Source organism: Pectobacterium carotovorum, assembly GCA_016415585.1.
Lineage (GTDB): Bacteria > Pseudomonadota > Gammaproteobacteria > Enterobacterales > Enterobacteriaceae > Pectobacterium > Pectobacterium carotovorum_K.
In genome coordinates this window covers 613,704-628,955 of record CP066552.1, presented here as the reverse complement: position 1 = coordinate 628,955, position 15,252 = coordinate 613,704, and the positions used below count along the sequence as shown (strand labels likewise).

The following is a 15,252-nucleotide window of genomic DNA, read 5'->3' as shown; positions in this document are numbered from 1 at the left end:
ATCAGGCATCTGGCCCGATTCTGACCACTAACTTACCGAAGTTTCGGCCGTGCAGCAGGCCGATAAAGGCCTCTGGGGCATTTTCCAACCCGTCGACAATCTCTTCCCGATATTTGATCTTACCTTCCTCCACCCATGGCGAAACATCCTTCCAGAACTCATCAAAGCGATGACCATAATCATCAAAGATAATGAATCCCTGCATCCGAATACGTTTCTTCAGGATCGTTCCCATCAGTAGCGGTAGGCGATCTGGCCCATCCGGTAACCCTATGGCATTGTAGCCAGAGACGAGTCCGCACACTGGAATGCGCGACGAGGTATTCAGCAGCGGCAGCACGGCATCAAAAACTTTCCCGCCGACGTTTTCAAAGTAGATATCGATTCCCTGCGGGCAGGCTTGTTTCAGCTGTTCTGCAAAATCATCCGCCCGGTGATCGAGGCAAGCATCAAACCCCAGAACCTCAACCGCGTAGCGACATTTCTCTGCGCCACCTGCCACGCCAACGACACGGCAGCCTTTCAGTTTCCCGATCTGGCCGACCGTCGCACCAACCGGGCCTGTCGCGGCGGCCACCACCAGCGTTTCACCCGCTTTAGGCTGGCCGATATCCGTTAGTCCCATATACGCAGTGAAGCCCGGCATACCCAGCACGCCCAACGCATAGGAAGGATTGGTGGGCGACTGTCCCAGATTCGTTAACCCTTTACCGTCCGAAAGCGCATAGTCCTGCCAGCCGCTGTAGGACAATACCCAATCACCTACCTGATAATCGGGGTGTTTTGACTCCACCACTCGGCTGATTGTCCCGCCGACCATCACGTCATTCAGTTCGACGGGTTTGGCATAAGAAGGCGCGTCGCTCATGCGGCCACGCATATAAGGGTCAAGGGAAAGGAACACCGTACGCAGCAGAATATGTCCTGAATCAACCTGTGGGACAGGCTGCTGTTCCAGACGGAAAGTCTCTTGTGTTGGCGCGCCGTGCGGGCGCTGAGCCAGAACCACACGGCGGTTAATTTGATTGGTTTGCAGCATCGTATCCTCCGTTAAACAAAGTGTGTTGATAAAATCACTTCATTAACAATAGGATCGGTTTTTTCTTCTGGCTACGCAAACCGTGCGGTGTTCATTATGCCGTTTTGCTTTTCTCGTAACGCGACATGCGATCCAGATATCCCATGACAAGTGCAGACAGCACAAACGTCAAATGGATAATTACGTACCACATCAATTTGTTATCCGGGATGTTACGGGCATCCATGAACACACGCAGCAGGTGAATCGACGAGATAGCGACAATCGAGGCGGCAACTTTATTTTTCAGCGAGCCGGAGTCCATCTTACCAAGCCAGTTCAGCTTTTCTCTGCCTTTGGAGATATCCAGCGCTGAGACAAAATTCTCGTAGCCGGACAGCATCACCATCACCAGCAATCCGCCAACCAGCGTCATATCGATCAGTGACAACAGCACTAACACCAAATCCGCTTCAGCGATATCCAGAATATTGGGCAGGACGTGGAACACCTCCTGGAAAAATTTGATCGCTAGCGCCAGTAAACCCAGCGACAGCCCGAGATAAACAGGGGCAAGCAACCAGCGCGATGAATACATCAGATTCTCAATAAAACGTTCCATAACTCACTACATGCAGGTGGAAAAGAGGGAAATCATAGCGAAAAGTCCTGCGGTGGTGTTAATCAATTCTTGAACAGAATGCACCATTTACAGAAGACTCAGCGCGCTTTTGCTATTTCATCGGGTGTATCTGGCGTTCAAGGGATGTGGCTGGACAAGCAGACAGCGCTCCCTATATGCTGCCCCTCGGAATACGTCATTATTCGTCATGATGCGAACCCGCCTCATCAGGTACACAAAAAATAAGGATTCATCATCACCAACAAAAAATGAGTGAAGGTCATCTACTAAGTTGACAGGCAGCTTTGAGCGATAAGCGGACATTTATGGCCATCAATCTAGATACTTAATAGCTGTGATATATAGTCAAACTTGCGGAGATTGTTCTTGGTGATTATCCTCTTTCACAGATTTAAACTTCAGTTGTTATTACTCCTGCATCTTCACAATCACTTTTCCTTTCGCATGCCCTTGGGCAAGGTAGGCAAGAGCCTCTTTCGCCTCTGTAAAGGGGAATACCTTGTCGATCACTGGCTTGATTTGTTCAGCTTCTATGAGTTTGCCGATTTGGGTGAGTTGATTGCCATCAGGACGAACAAAGAGAAATGAATAGTTCAGTCCCCGTTTTTTCGCAAGACGCATAATCTTGCGGCTCATCATCCTGAACACAAAACGCAGCAAGAAGTTTAATCCCCGGGCTCGTGCGAACGCGGTATCTAACGGCCCGGTGAGAGAAACAATCTTTCCACTGGGTTTTAGAATTTGGGTTGATTTTTCAATTGAATCACCTCTGACAGTGCCGAGAACAATATCGTAGCCGCTCAGCACCTTTTCGAATTCTTGCTTCTTATAATCAACCACTTCGTCTGCACCAAGACCACTCACCCACCCGACGTTACCTGAACTTGTTGTCGTTCCCACTTTTGCGCCAAGGTGTTTCGCCAGTTGGATCGCAAAACTGCCAATTCCCCCGGAACCTGCCGGGATGAAAACCTTCTGACCAGGCCTCAACCTGGCTCGTTCTGTCAGCGCTTGCCAAGACGTTAGGCTCACCATCGGGAGCGAGGCTGCCTGCACGAAATCCAGGTTTGCGGGTTTGATTGCTGCGGCGCTTTCAGGCACCACTGCAAATTCGGCAAGAGATCCCGTTCCCATGTCAAAAATGCTGGCAAAGATTTCGTCGCCTGGCGTGAAACGCGTCACGCGACTCCCAACGGCAACAACAACCCCGGACAAGTCGCTGCCTAATGTCGCGGGAAGCTTAAAATGCAAAACCGGCTTAAATATTCCGGTTGGGATCATGTTATCAATCGGGTTCAGGCCAACAGCATAAACTTTAACCAGGATTTCATCAGGGTTGAGTGAAGGATAATCTACGTCATCGAACCCCAACTCAGGAGATTTACCATAGCATTTAAATGTAAATGCTTTCATCGTCTTAGCCTTCATTTGTCATTTATCCTGTCGCGTTTGTCAGTGAAATTTTTCTTAGCGGATCTGTTGTTAAGTAAAAAGGCAATACCCAGGAATAACTCTATAAATACTGCAAACAGGATCTGCCCATTAACGTGTCCTTCGCGCCATTCAACGATGCCTAGTACGGCTAAAATAATAGATATCGTGCTGATACCGGCGGCCAGAGCATAACGAGCTAGTGAAGGCTCTGCATTTCTGGCAAATAAACACATCACCCCTATTCCCACAAAAAATGCGGCAGAGCGACGACTGATGACTCCTGTACTACTCGTATATTCAATTCCCCACTGAGTTAAGAGCTGTTCTGGGAACAACATCCATAACGTGGCCAGGATGAAAAACAACACAGAGGTCAGAATAGCCAGTTGAGAAAATTTCATTTTTATTCTTTCGCATCTAACTGAAGACTTTTTCGCACCACCTTATCCAGGAATGAGGCAGGGGCGAATCTGAGAATAAAGTTCAATTGACCTGCCAGCTTTCCCGCCGTATAGCGCACCTTTGGACGTGAAGTCTGAGCCGCTTTAACCACCACGTCAGCCACCACCTCCGGACTTTCCGCTTCGGCCATTGCCTTGCTAACCACTTTATCCAGCTTAGCCCGGATGAGGTCATACTCTTCAAGCTTGGCATCCGGCTCTATATTATTGTTTTCAAACTGTGTTTTCATGTAAGCAGGTTCGACGACAGACACTCTGATGCCCTGCGTGCGCAGTTCATGATCCAGTGCTCCCGTATACCCTTCGACCGCATGCTTACTGGCAGCATAAAGTGCCACATACGGCAACGGAACGACCCCGAGTATCGAACCGATATTGATGATGCGCCCGCTGCCCTGACGGCGCATGTGAGGGATCACTGCCCGCGACAACCTGACTATGCCCAGGAAGTTGGTATCAAAAATGCTCTTGGCCTGTTCGATAGAACTTTCTTCTGCCGCCGCCGGCGTGACCCCGAAGCCCGCATTATTCACCAGAACATCGATCCGCCCCTCCAGGCGCAGCAACTCCTCAATGGCGGCCACGACAGAAGCGTCATCCGTCACATCCAGCGTCAATAACGGAAACAGATGCTTTTCTGCCTGAGCGCCACGCCTGCTGGTGCCATATACCCTATACCCCGCGGCTAAAAGTTTACGGGCAGACGCTTCGCCGATACCTGAGGAAGCGCCTGTAACCAGTGCTACACGTTTTTTTGTCATGCTGAATTAGGCCTTCATGATGTATTCGAGGTTTCTCATCAAAGATGAAACGACACGCTGTGAGGGATTTATGTCGGATTTACCTCTCTGCAGAACAGCCAAAAGACCGTTCTGCAGAGTACAACCCATTGACTACAGTGCTTTATACCGCTCTGCGGCTTCATCTTGTTTGATGTCGGAAAGCAGAGCCTGACGCGAAGCATCTAAGGTGTCCCAGCGGGCTGCATTATGTAAAGGCGGGATGGTGACGAGTTCACGGCGATCAAAGCCCACCAGCGCTGCATCCACTAACTCGCCCACTTCCATGAATTTTGCCGAGTTACTGATATCGATACCCGCACGGTCCCAGATTTCCGTGTAAGTGCCGGCAGGGAGCACCGCCTGGACATAAATGCCCTTAGATGACAGCTCGACGTTCATTCCCTGAGACAGGAAAAGAACAAAGGCTTTAGTTGCGCCGTAAACCGTCATGGCAAATTCCGGAGCGAGTCCGACGATGGAACTGATGTTGACGATCGAGCCTTCTCCGGCTTTTACAAATCGTGGTGCCACCGCACTGGCAAGTCTCGTCAGGGCAGTGACGTTAAGCGCGATAAGGCTTTCTATTGAATCAGGCGTCTGCTCTGTAAAACTGCCGGACTGTGCGATACCCGCGTTGTTGATAAGAATGCCAATTTGCGCGTCTTCACACAGGCGAGCTTCGACCACGGCTAAATCACTCGTTTGCGTGAGGTCAGCAGGCAAAACATCAACAGAAATGCCATTTTCCTGTCGCAGACGATCGGCAAGCGTTTCTAACTTTGCTTTGTCGCGTGCGACCAGAACTAGGTCGTGGCCCCGGCGGGCGAACCGTTCAGCGTAAACAGCACCAATACCCGTGGATGCACCTGTAATAAGAACTGAAGCTTTAGTCATAAGTTGATCTTCTTTATCAATATGTAAACAGAATTCGCAATGTGCGACGTGTGTATAGCTGTGACACCTGTTGTTCTACTTTTTGGTCTCAGTAAGCGACGGGTAATCGGTATATCCCGCAGCGCCACCGCCATAAAGTGTTTCAGGATTGAGTGATGCCAGAGGCGCGCCAGTCTTCAGCCTTTCGACCAGATCAGGGTTGGAGATGAACGGACGACCGAATGCGAACAGATCGGCTTTGCCTTCCGCAAGCTGAGTGGTCGCCAGCGGCAGATCATAGCCGTTGTTGCCGATGTAGGTGTTTTTAAAACGCCGGCGCAGGGAGTCGTAATCGAACGGAGATGCATCACGCAGACCGCCCGTCGCGCCTTCAACCACATGAAGGTACACGATACCTAATGCATTAAGTTGATCAGCGACGTAGTCATATTGCGGCTGCGGATCGCTGCACGAAATCGCATTAACAGGGGAAACCGGCGAAATGCGCACCCCCGTGCGGTCAGCACCAATCTCTTCTTTAACAGCCGCAGTGACTTCTAACAGCAGGCGCGCGCGGTTCTCGACAGAGCCGCCATACTCATCGGTACGCTGATTGGCACCGTCTTTAAGGAACTGTTCCAGCAGATAACCATTTGCGCCGTGGATCTCTACGCCATCAAACCCGGCAGCAATGGCATTGGCAGATGCCTTCCTGAAATCGTCGATAATTCCCTGTATTTCCTGCAACTCCAGCGCACGTGGCTCAGAGACATCAGCAAATCCGTTGTTCACAAAGGTCTTCGTCTCGGCACGGATGGCAGACGGTGCGACCGGCGCAGCGCCACCAGGCTGTAAATCAACATGAGAGATCCGTCCCACGTGCCACAGCTGTACAAATATGCGCCCACCTTTGGCATGCACGGCGTCAGTCACTTTGCGCCAGCCATCGATCTGAGCCTGCGTGTAGACCCCCGGCGTATCCTGATAGCCCTGCGCCTGTGGGGAGATCTGTGTAGCCTCAGTAATCAACAATCCCGCAGTGGCACGCTGTGCGTAATATGTCGCCGCCAGTTCGCCGGGTACCAAACCTGCTCCTGCCCGGTTACGCGTCAGTGGTGCCATTACAATATGGTTGGCAAGCGTAATTGGCCCCAGATTGTAAGGTTGAAATAGTTGCTGATTCGTCATGTTGTTTTTCCTAGTCGGTGGTTAATGAAAGCACACAACAATGATGATGATCGTAATCTAAAAAGTCAATCAATTTGATTATGACCATCATCAATGTATACTTAGCCCTATATTTTGAGAGGATTGAAAAACATGAAAGTGTCGAAAGAGCAGGTTCGGGAAAACCGAATCCGCATTGTTGAAACGGCCTCAGAACTTTTTCGTGAGCGCGGCTACGATGGTGTGGGCGTCGCGGAACTGATGTCAGCGGCAGGCTTAACCCACGGCGGGTTCTACAAGCACTTTGGCTCTAAGGCCGACCTGATGGCAGAGGCGATGAGCTGCGGTTTTACGCGATCTGCAGAAAGCACGGTAGGTGTGGACCGGGAAAATTTTGTTAAATACTACCTCTCGCGGCAACATCGCGATGATATGGGAAAAGGTTGTGTGATGTCGGCACTGGGTACCGATACAGCCCGTCAGTCTGAGTCGATAAAAGCGACATTTGCGGCTGGGATTGAAAATCAGCTGACCATTTTAGCAAATGAAAATAGTGCTGAAAGCGGAACGCGTGCTGAACTCATCGACACCATTGCACATCTTGTTGGCGCCCTGGTGCTATCTCGTGCCTGCCCTGATGATTCCGCTCTGGCAGATGAGATTCTGGATGTTTGCCGCACACGTCTTCTCAGTCAGGGATGCACGTAAGGATTGAATTTGCTGGATAACAGGAATTTTTTTGAGCAGTGCATTTAATAAAGTATCCACGTCCGCTTCTGGCACAGGGCTGCTGTTGCTGCCCTGACAGCCTTAGACTTCAATCGACTCAGAGACCTCTAACGCATCATCGACTTCAATGCCCAGATAACGGACTGTGCTTTCCAGTTTCTTATGACCTAACCAGAAGTTGGATCACCCTGAAATTCTTGGTCTTCTTGTATATCAGGTAAGGTTTTGTTCTTCTCATGGAATGTGTGCTGTACAGCGAATCTTCGAGACCAAGCTTTTCTATCCATCCATGAAAGATACGGTTGTATTGCTGGGTTGAAATGTGTTGGCAAGAACCGACCCGAGATTGGAACAAGTGGTCTTTACTGTGCAAATTGCTCAGCTTTATTAGCGCTGCAACTGCTTCTCTACTCCCTTTGGTTATCTCAAATTGGACAGGGATACCGATTTTCTGTTGTAACACCGTTGTCCTACTCGAAACAGAACTCCCATATGCAACATCTGATACTTTGAGTTTTACCAGATCACAGTCCCGAAGTTTACTATCTAAAACCATATTGAACAGTGCTAGATCGCGCGTTTTGCCTTCCAGTTCAAGTCTGATTCGAATCCCCTAGATATGAGATATCTGAAGCTGTCTTTTCAAGCCGGAGTCTTTACGTAGCAGATAACGATGAGCCAACCTTTGAAGTGCTGCCTGTCCGAGAAATCGAGAAGGACACTTACGAATTGCTGTCTTCTCCCGGCCTTGCGTTAAATTTAGCGCGTGGGGATATCTTCCGAATTAACGATAAACATGCCCATCCTGAAGTGTTGCAAAGAGGCGGTAATTTTTGCATTCACATCTATGCCGATTATCTTCCCCCCGAAGACATTACCCGTTTAGAGCATGATGTGGTTAGCCAATTAAATGGAACCTTAGACAGTGTATATCAAGGAAACTTGACGTTGGCCGTTCCTGCCAGAAATGGGATGGATAAGATTGCCGACGTTTTCGATGCCTTCCGCGAAAAAACAGGGGTTCAATGGTACTTCGCGAACATTTATAAGAACATCGATGACGATGAAGACGAAACGCTTTTAAACTGGTGGCTGGATAGTTAAGCACCCGCCGGCCAGCCCTCAAGTGAAAGCGTTCATGGTTAAGATCAGCGGCGTTTTTCCAGAAAAGTAACAACGCCCAGAGAGATCCTCAAGGTGTTCTAGAATGGATTTCAATGTTTACGGCTAATTTTTTCACGATTCATTAATAGTGCGACACTTAAACAATAAGCATCGCACTCTTTCACATTGTCTAAAATAAAATCGCAGCTTATCGTGCAGCATTCAACGGAATTTCAGGATCCGGTTCGCGAGTCATACGATTACGTAAATCACGGCGAATAATTTCAATAGACCAGAACCAAATCAGGTGCCCCACGATCTCTGATACATGTTCATACCAAGGGAGAACAAAAAGAGACGGCGTAAGACCCATTAATGGGAATGAAATCATATGGACAAATAATTGAGCCAGCGCACCAGCCAACAGACCTTGCCATAATTTTATTTTAGGAAATACTTCTGCAACAACGCAGTAACCTACAGCGAAAACAATAGAGAAAATAATGTGCGTTACACCAACCCAATTGAATACGTGGCCGGCAAAGGTATAAACCGCCGCATTAGGGTCAACAACCCCAAGCCAATCGCGTAAAAAGATGTAGGGTGGGTTAAGAAAATTACGAGAGCAGTCAATTTGCTCAGCAGCTCTAATCAGTGATTCAGGGACGCAAGCACTACTAAACATATCAGTAGGGCTACGTGGAGGAAGCGGATTTTCTGCACCCCACTTAACAAAAGATGAAACAATACCAGCAATCAAACCAATAAAAGCAGCTAAGCCATAGCGTCTCCGAGAGGGAGGTGTTTGTTCAAAAAAGTTCATTTTTTTACCAATCTAACCATTAAAGGTTATAGTCTTACATAGACATCACGTACTTATAAAGAGGTTAATTGATATATCGAAAAATCTCTCTAGTATATTTTGTTATTAGGAACGCAGTTTTAAATTTTATAAAAATAAAAATAAGAAATCATGCGTTTATTTTTTGTAAAATTTTTACTCAATAATTGAAAAACCAGATTCTATAACGTGTCCTAAATGTATATTTCCTCCGATAAAAACGAATAATAATCCTCCAATAAAAACATTTCGGTTATTTTTATGTAAAATACTAACAGTTAAGTAACTCATAATTTCACGCTGCACCATACTGATATTCAGCCTGCAACATGGATTGATGGGATGCAGGAATCCAGCAAACCTCACCCCAGACTCCCGTCTTACCCTTCCTTAATTTTGCCTGAACCAATCCGGACGCTGATGCTCTTGCCGCCATTCCCCATGCTGTCCCATCCTGATGATGTAGCTGCCAGACTACGCCGCCATAAATCGGAAACGTCTGGTCATTTTTTCTGACTCGAACTCCGCTGTAGCCATAGACAATCCCTTGCTGAGACACATTTTCAAGAAACTTCTGCCGGGCTGGCTGCAAAGCGGTCTCAGTACTCAATCGTGAAGGCAGTGCCAGCATTTCTGCTTCGGTGCATCCAAAGCAGGCGAGCGCAAAGCGATTGGCAAGATCAGCGGGGGAAGGTAATAGGGAACCACTCTGAGCCAGGTAACACGAATCCATCTTCTCAAGCAATGTGAGTAACATAATCGCTCCTTAAAGGTTTCGTAAGCGTGGATTACTCCCCAGAAGCTGAAGCGTATCAACAGGCACACCGATCAATGGTAGTAATAAAAGCCAACATCATCACTCAGATTTCAAAGAAAGCCTTAGTCATCAATGCAAGCAAAAGCCTTTCGTATATATATTTTTATGGAATTGAAAATCAATTTTTATTCTTTTACATGCATAAGACCGCTCTCTAGAGTAGCGAAAAGACCGCCGTGTATGGCCTCATGTCATCGTAAAGGACACAGGGAATGGAAAAAAATCACCCGCAAGTTACGACTCTCGCAGCAGGATTACTCACGCTGCTTTTCGCACTCAATCCCGGTGCTTACGCTGCACAAAGCGGTGAAAAACCGGTATCCGGTGGTATTCTGAACGTAGGTCTGGGTAGCGATACGCCGATCATCGACCCGCACATTACGGCCTATGGCGTAACGGCGCTGATTGCTCGTAACGTGGTGGATTCACTGGTAGGACAGGCGGAAGATAACCGCTTTACGCCCTGGTTGGCGGAAAGCTGGAAAATTAACGACAACAACACCGAGTACACTTTCCACCTGCGCAAGGACGTGACGTTCAGCGACGGCACCAAGCTGGATGCGGAAGCGGTGAAATACAACATTGAGCGTATTCTCGATCCGAAAACCACCTCCAGCTACGCGAAATCGCTGTTAGGTCCTATCGACAAGATCTCAACGCCGGATGACTATACAATTGTGCTCCACTACAGCTCACCGTTTGCGGCGCTGTTACAGGGCCTGAGCCTGCCGTATCTGGGCATTCAATCGCCGACGTACCTGAAGAAAACACCAAACACCAGCACCACCGTCGTGGGTTCTGGTCCGTTTATTCTTGATTCCTTTGTGAAAGGCAGCGGCAGCAAGCTGACGAAGCGCCCTGATTACAACTGGGGCCCAGGTTATGCCAAGCACACTGGCCCAGCCTATCTGGATGGTCTGGTGTTCAAATATCTGCCAGAAGCGTCGGTTCGCCTTGGCGCACTGAGCAGCGGCCAGATTCAGGCCATTGACGCCGTGCCGCCTGCCAATTTCCCGACGGTGAAGCGCAATCCAAAGCTGGAAGTAATTACCTATGAGAACCCGGGCGTTAACCGCGTACTCTATCTCAACACCACCAAAGGCCCTTTCCAGGATGTCGCGGTGCGTAAGGCATTCCAGAGCGCGGTAGACACCAACGCGGCAGTGAAGGTTGCCTTCTTCGGTACGCTGAAAGCCGCCGATAACGTTCTCGGCCCGGCCACGTTGCACTACGATCCGAGCGTCGCGTCCCGCTGGGGCTTTGATGTGAAAAAAGCCAACGAACTGCTGGATAACGCAGGCTGGAAACAGAAAGACGGCGAAGGCTTCCGTACTAAAGAAGGCAAGCGCCTGAGCGTCAGCTTCGTTTACGCCTCAACCAACGTTGAAGCCGCAGATGTCGCGCTGTTCCAGGCGGTGCAATATCAGGTGAAGCAGGCAGGCTTCGAAGTCAAACTGACGCCAGTTGATGCGGGTGAATTCACCACACGCACCAATGCCAACGAGTACGATATCGCCTCTAACTTCTTCGTGCGTGCAGAGCCAGATATTCTGCGTACCGTGTTCGATTCTGCCTATGCGCCACCGAACGGTAACGGCTTTACTCGCATCAGCGTGCTGGACGGTAAACTGAGAAAAGCCATTGGCGCGGGTGACGCGGAACGTAAACAGCTCTACAGCGAAATACAGCGTGAGGTCATCGATCAGGCGTATGTTGTTCCGCTGTATGTTCCAGCCTACCAACTCGGCCTGTCCAAACAGGTACAGGGCATAAGCTGGGCCACCAACGCAAAACCGAACTTCTATGATGTCTGGATTAAACGTTAATCTGTACGCGCTAGGTAAACGTCTACTCACCATTCTGGCTGTGCTCTGGGGCGCAGCCACATTGACGTTTATTGCCGTCAAACTGATCCCCGGCGATCCCGTCGCTATTCTCAGCGGCGGCGATAACGTGGTGGATGAAGCCTATCGCGCCGTACTCATCAAACAATTTGGGCTCGATCAGCCGCTGTGGGTGCAATATCTGCGCTACTGTGGACAGGCGCTACAGGGCGATTTTGGCGTCAGCTATCTCTATCGTCTGCCAGTCGGCAGCGTGATTAGTGATGCAATGCATGAAACCCTGCCGCTGGCGCTCGGTGGCCTGATTCTGGCTCTGCTCCTCGCAATTACCAGCGCGCTGCTCACCGCAGGCCGCTATGGTGCGCTGCGTACCAGCGTATCGTGGCTGGAGCTAACGCTGCTTAGCACACCGGTCTACTGGATTGGTATCGTGCTATTAAGCCTGTTCAGTTTTCGCCTGCAATGGTTTCCTGTCACTGGCAACGACGGTTTTATGTCGCTGGTGTTACCGGTTATCACCCTGGGCTTGCCGATTGCCGCCATTCTAAGTCAGGTACTGCGCGACGGTTTGGAAGATGCGCTCTCCCAGCCGTTCTCGCTCACTGTACGCACGCGCGGCGTCAGCGAAATCCGGCTGCGTTTCCGTCACGGTTTGCGCCACGCGGCGCTGGCCGCCTCAACGCTGACCGGCACCTTGCTGGCAAGCGTACTCGGCGGCTCCGTGCTGACCGAAACCGTCTTTGGCCGCGCGGGTATCGGGCAGGTCACGCTGAGTGCGATTGAAAACCGCGACATGCCGCTGGTGCTCGGCGTCGTCATGCTGTCCGCGTTCCTGTTCGTCGTCATCAATCTGCTGGTGGATGCGCTGTATCTCCTCATCGATCCCCGTTTACGCAAGAAGGCGAGCGCCCATGAGTAGTGAACCAATGCCCTTCACGCAGACACCATCAAGAAAAACCTATCGCAACCCGTGGCTGAGCACGGCGACGCTGCTGCCTGCCGCTATCGTTTTCCTGCTGGCGCTAGCGGTCTTTTTCCCTTCGCTGTTTACCAGCCGCACCGCCGATGAAATGGATATGGGGGCGGTATTCCAGTCGCCGAATAGCACTTATTGGTTCGGCACCGATCAGCTGGGGCGCGACATTTTTTCCCGCATCGTTCACGGCACCTCGCTGTCGCTGGGTATTGGCGTCGGCGCGATGCTGATCGCCTGCTTCGGCGGCGTGCTGTTTGGTACGCTCTCGGTGCTCGCACCGCTGCGTATCCGTCAGATTCTGGTACGCCTGCTAGACATCATGCTGGCGTTTCCCGATCTGTTGCTGGCGCTGCTGGTGATCGCCGTACTAGGACGCGGCCCGGAAAACACCATGCTGGCCGTCGGTCTGGCGGGGATTGCGGGTTATGCACGTTTGATCCGTTCTCAGGTGCTGCAAGTCAGATTATCCGGCTATGTTGAGCATGCGATTGCGCTGGGCGAGCACCCACTGTATATCGTTTTTCGCCATATCATTCCCAATACGCTGCGTCCGCTGTTGATTGTCGCCACCATTGGCGTCGGCCACGCGGTGCTGTCCGCCTCGGCGCTGAGCTTTTTGGGATTGGGCGTCGTTCCGCCGACCGCCGAATGGGGCGCGCTACTGGCCGATGGGCGTAACTTCCTTGATATTGCGCCGTGGGTCAGCCTGCTGCCCGCTAGCGTCGTCGCGCTGTCGGTAATTTCCATCACGCTGCTGGGGCGTCGTTTACAGGCTATTTTGGCAAAAGGAGAGGCACGATGAGCCTGAACACACTCCCTCACTCCTCTCATTCGTCTTCAGATGCACCAGCGAAGACGCCGCTGCTACGTGTAGAGAACCTGAGTGTCACGTTTCCCAGCCCTTTCGGCCCTGTTCGTTCGGTTAAAAACCTCTCTTTTCAGGTGAATGCCGGAGAAATTCTGGCGCTGGTCGGCGAATCGGGTTCAGGAAAATCCGTCACCGCCCGCACACTGGTAGGTTTATCCGGTGAAGGCGTTGACGTACAGGCAAACGCGATTGAACTCACGCGCCATGATGGCAGCCTGTGCGATTTACGCTATCTGACCGATCGCGACTGGCGGGTGATTCGCGGCCGTGAAATTGGCTTTGTTTTGCAGGATGCGCTGGTGTCTCTCGACCCGCTGCGCAAAATCGGTCAGGAAGTTGCCGAGCCGATTCTGACCCATCGCCTGTTGCCCCGCGAGCAAATTCCCGCCCGCGTCGCCGAACTCCTGACGAAGGCAGGCATTCCCGATCCTGAGAATCGTGCGGCGCAGTATCCGCATGAGCTGTCCGGCGGCCTGCGTCAACGCGCGCTTATTGCCTCCGCGCTGGCAGCCGGCCCACAGTTGCTGATTGCCGATGAACCCACCACCGCGCTGGATGCCACGGTGCAAAAGCAGGTGCTGAAAGTCTTCACCGCCTTGGCACAGGCGGGGCACGGTGTTCTGCTGATCACTCACGATCTTGCCGTCGTCGCGGACGTCGCAGATCGCGTCATTGTCATGCAGCACGGCGCGCTGGTAGAAGGCGGTGAGGCGCGGCAGCTCCTGTCAGCGCCGACGCATCCCTACACCCGCAAGCTGCTGGCGGCGATCCCGACTGCATCTACGCGAGGAAAGTGGCTAGCCGGTGTCGATCCGTTACAGAGCGGTATTGCACCATCAGCGGCGTCTCTGGCAGCGAATCACGCCAACACCGACGCGATAGCCCTGACGGCGGATCGCATTGCGGTGTCGTTCAAGCGTCCGGACGGCAGCCGGATGCAGGCCGTCAATCAGGTTTCTCTCCAGATCAAGCGCGGCGAAACTCTGGGTATCGTCGGGGAATCCGGCTCAGGTAAAACCACGCTGGGCAAAGTCATTTTGGCATTGCAAAAGCCGGACAGCGGGGAAGTCCGACTCGCGGACCATGCCTGGAGCACGTTAACGGAACGCGAACGCCGACCGCTGCGCGCACGTATTCAGACGATTACGCAGGATCCGCTCAGTTCGTTCGATCCGCAATTTACCGTCGCCCAGATTCTGAACCAGCCGCTGCGCTTGCGCCGCGATTTGAGCGACGATGAGAAACAGCGACGCATTTTGACGCTGCTGGAGTATGTCGGCTTGACGCCCGATCTGCTGACCCGACGCCCTACGGCGCTGTCCGGCGGTCAACGCCAGCGCGTCTCCATCGCACAGGCGCTGGCCTCAGATCCTGAAATCCTGATCTGTGACGAGCCGGTATCGGCACTGGATGTCACTACACAGGCGCAGGTGTTGGATTTACTGGTGGCGTTGCAGCGCCAACTGGGCCTGACGATGCTGTTCATCTCCCACGATCTGGGCGTGGTACAGCACATGAGCCACCGCATCGCGGTCATGAAGGACGGGGATATCGTAGAAACCGGGCCGGTCGAACAGATCTTCAATCAGCCGCAGCATCCTTACACGTGCCTGTTGCTCTCGACGGTGGCGGAATAGGGATGTTGAAGAAAGATTGGGTGGTTAAAAACACAGCGACATTGTACAATGATAAGTA

General features: G+C 51.4%; 15 protein-coding genes and 1 pseudogene. 6 read left to right on the top strand and 10 right to left on the bottom strand.

The annotated features are described in order from the left end of the window. Position 1: 1 nt before the first annotated feature. From JFY74_02850 to JFY74_02820, 7 genes are all read right to left on the bottom strand, one after another. Positions 2–1,039, bottom strand: a complete 1,038-nt coding sequence (locus JFY74_02850) for an NADP-dependent oxidoreductase (GenBank protein QQG29023.1) — start codon at positions 1,037–1,039, stop codon at positions 2–4. Between the two features lie 94 nt (positions 1,040–1,133). Next, positions 1,134–1,640 carry a TIGR00645 family protein gene (locus tag JFY74_02845; protein ID QQG29022.1) on the bottom strand — a complete coding sequence of 169 codons (507 nt, stop codon included), beginning with the start codon at positions 1,638–1,640 and terminating at the stop codon, positions 1,134–1,136. Between the two features lie 429 nt (positions 1,641–2,069). Then, positions 2,070–3,089: an NADP-dependent oxidoreductase gene (locus tag JFY74_02840; protein ID QQG29021.1), complete on the bottom strand. Its 1,020-nt coding sequence runs from the start codon at positions 3,087–3,089 to the stop codon at positions 2,070–2,072. Then, on the bottom strand, positions 3,086–3,496 hold the full coding sequence (locus JFY74_02835; protein ID QQG29020.1) for a hypothetical protein: 411 nt from the start codon (positions 3,494–3,496) through the stop codon (positions 3,086–3,088). The genes JFY74_02840 and JFY74_02835 overlap by 4 nt, the downstream gene beginning before the upstream one ends. Before the next feature lie 2 nt (positions 3,497–3,498). Further along, on the bottom strand, positions 3,499–4,317 hold the full coding sequence (locus tag JFY74_02830) for an oxidoreductase (GenBank protein QQG29019.1): 819 nt from the start codon (positions 4,315–4,317) through the stop codon (positions 3,499–3,501). Between the two features lie 132 nt (positions 4,318–4,449). After that, on the bottom strand, positions 4,450–5,232 hold the full coding sequence (locus tag JFY74_02825; GenBank protein ID QQG29018.1) for an SDR family oxidoreductase: 783 nt from the start codon (positions 5,230–5,232) through the stop codon (positions 4,450–4,452). A 75-nt stretch (positions 5,233–5,307) separates the two neighbouring features. Further along, positions 5,308–6,399 (bottom strand): alkene reductase, encoded by a 1,092-nt coding sequence (locus JFY74_02820; protein ID QQG29017.1) that lies wholly within the window; start codon positions 6,397–6,399, stop codon positions 5,308–5,310. A 132-nt stretch (positions 6,400–6,531) separates the two neighbouring features. On the opposite strand from JFY74_02820, the gene JFY74_02815 reads away from it, so the two are divergent. Then, entirely contained in the window at positions 6,532–7,086 is a 555-nt protein-coding gene (locus JFY74_02815; GenBank protein ID QQG29016.1) for a TetR/AcrR family transcriptional regulator, read from the top strand. Positions 7,087–7,188: 102 nt separating this feature from the next. Here the strand turns inward: JFY74_02815 and JFY74_02810 are convergent. After that, positions 7,189–7,789, bottom strand: a pseudogene (locus JFY74_02810) (tyrosine-type recombinase/integrase). Between JFY74_02810 and JFY74_02805 the strand changes: the two are divergent. After that, on the top strand, positions 7,732–8,211 hold the full coding sequence (locus tag JFY74_02805; protein QQG30429.1) for a DUF4265 domain-containing protein: 480 nt from the start codon (positions 7,732–7,734) through the stop codon (positions 8,209–8,211). The pseudogene JFY74_02810 and the gene JFY74_02805 sit on opposite strands and share 58 nt — an antisense overlap. Positions 8,212–8,419: 208 nt before the next feature. Here JFY74_02805 and JFY74_02800 read toward each other — a convergent pair whose 3' ends face one another. Together JFY74_02800 and JFY74_02795 are read right to left on the bottom strand one after the other, a co-directional pair. Beyond that, positions 8,420–9,034 carry a YagU family protein gene (locus JFY74_02800; protein ID QQG29015.1) on the bottom strand — a complete coding sequence of 205 codons (615 nt, stop codon included), beginning with the start codon at positions 9,032–9,034 and terminating at the stop codon, positions 8,420–8,422. Positions 9,035–9,347: 313 nt separating this feature from the next. Further along, positions 9,348–9,809, bottom strand: coding sequence for an MEKHLA domain-containing protein (locus JFY74_02795; GenBank protein QQG29014.1), 462 nt, complete (start codon positions 9,807–9,809; stop codon positions 9,348–9,350). Positions 9,810–10,081: 272 nt separating this feature from the next. Between JFY74_02795 and JFY74_02790 the strand changes: the two genes are divergently transcribed. Genes JFY74_02790 through JFY74_02775 form a run of 4 tightly spaced genes read left to right on the top strand, consistent with a single transcriptional unit; the run spans position 10,082 to position 15,194 of the window. Further along, positions 10,082–11,695 carry an ABC transporter substrate-binding protein gene (locus JFY74_02790; GenBank protein QQG29013.1) on the top strand — a complete coding sequence of 538 codons (1,614 nt, stop codon included), beginning with the start codon at positions 10,082–10,084 and terminating at the stop codon, positions 11,693–11,695. Further along, positions 11,673–12,632, top strand: a complete 960-nt coding sequence (locus JFY74_02785; protein ID QQG29012.1) for an ABC transporter permease — start codon at positions 11,673–11,675, stop codon at positions 12,630–12,632. Before JFY74_02790 ends, JFY74_02785 begins: the two co-directional genes overlap by 23 nt. Next, on the top strand, positions 12,625–13,491 hold the full coding sequence (locus JFY74_02780; protein ID QQG29011.1) for an ABC transporter permease: 867 nt from the start codon (positions 12,625–12,627) through the stop codon (positions 13,489–13,491). The genes JFY74_02785 and JFY74_02780 overlap by 8 nt, the downstream gene beginning before the upstream one ends. After that, on the top strand, positions 13,488–15,194 hold the full coding sequence (locus JFY74_02775) for an ABC transporter ATP-binding protein (GenBank protein QQG29010.1): 1,707 nt from the start codon (positions 13,488–13,490) through the stop codon (positions 15,192–15,194). The genes JFY74_02780 and JFY74_02775 overlap by 4 nt, the downstream gene beginning before the upstream one ends. Positions 15,195–15,252 lie beyond the last annotated feature (58 nt).

Coding starts and splice junctions, on each gene's coding strand:
- JFY74_02780 (QQG29011.1), top strand. CDS start 12,625: ATGAGTAGTGAACCAATGCCCTTCACGCAGACACCATCAAGAAAAACC.
- JFY74_02785 (QQG29012.1), top strand. CDS start 11,673: ATGATGTCTGGATTAAACGTTAATCTGTACGCGCTAGGTAAACGTCTA.
- JFY74_02845 (QQG29022.1), bottom strand. CDS start 1,640: ATGGAACGTTTTATTGAGAATCTGATGTATTCATCGCGCTGGTTGCTT.
- JFY74_02775 (QQG29010.1), top strand. CDS start 13,488: ATGAGCCTGAACACACTCCCTCACTCCTCTCATTCGTCTTCAGATGCA.
- JFY74_02825 (QQG29018.1), bottom strand. CDS start 5,232: ATGACTAAAGCTTCAGTTCTTATTACAGGTGCATCCACGGGTATTGGT.
- JFY74_02790 (QQG29013.1), top strand. CDS start 10,082: ATGGAAAAAAATCACCCGCAAGTTACGACTCTCGCAGCAGGATTACTC.
- JFY74_02830 (QQG29019.1), bottom strand. CDS start 4,317: ATGACAAAAAAACGTGTAGCACTGGTTACAGGCGCTTCCTCAGGTATC.
- JFY74_02800 (QQG29015.1), bottom strand. CDS start 9,034: ATGAACTTTTTTGAACAAACACCTCCCTCTCGGAGACGCTATGGCTTA.
- JFY74_02815 (QQG29016.1), top strand. CDS start 6,532: ATGAAAGTGTCGAAAGAGCAGGTTCGGGAAAACCGAATCCGCATTGTT.
- JFY74_02840 (QQG29021.1), bottom strand. CDS start 3,089: ATGAAGGCTAAGACGATGAAAGCATTTACATTTAAATGCTATGGTAAA.
- JFY74_02820 (QQG29017.1), bottom strand. CDS start 6,399: ATGACGAATCAGCAACTATTTCAACCTTACAATCTGGGGCCAATTACG.
- JFY74_02795 (QQG29014.1), bottom strand. CDS start 9,809: ATGTTACTCACATTGCTTGAGAAGATGGATTCGTGTTACCTGGCTCAG.
- JFY74_02850 (QQG29023.1), bottom strand. CDS start 1,039: ATGCTGCAAACCAATCAAATTAACCGCCGTGTGGTTCTGGCTCAGCGC.
- JFY74_02835 (QQG29020.1), bottom strand. CDS start 3,496: ATGAAATTTTCTCAACTGGCTATTCTGACCTCTGTGTTGTTTTTCATC.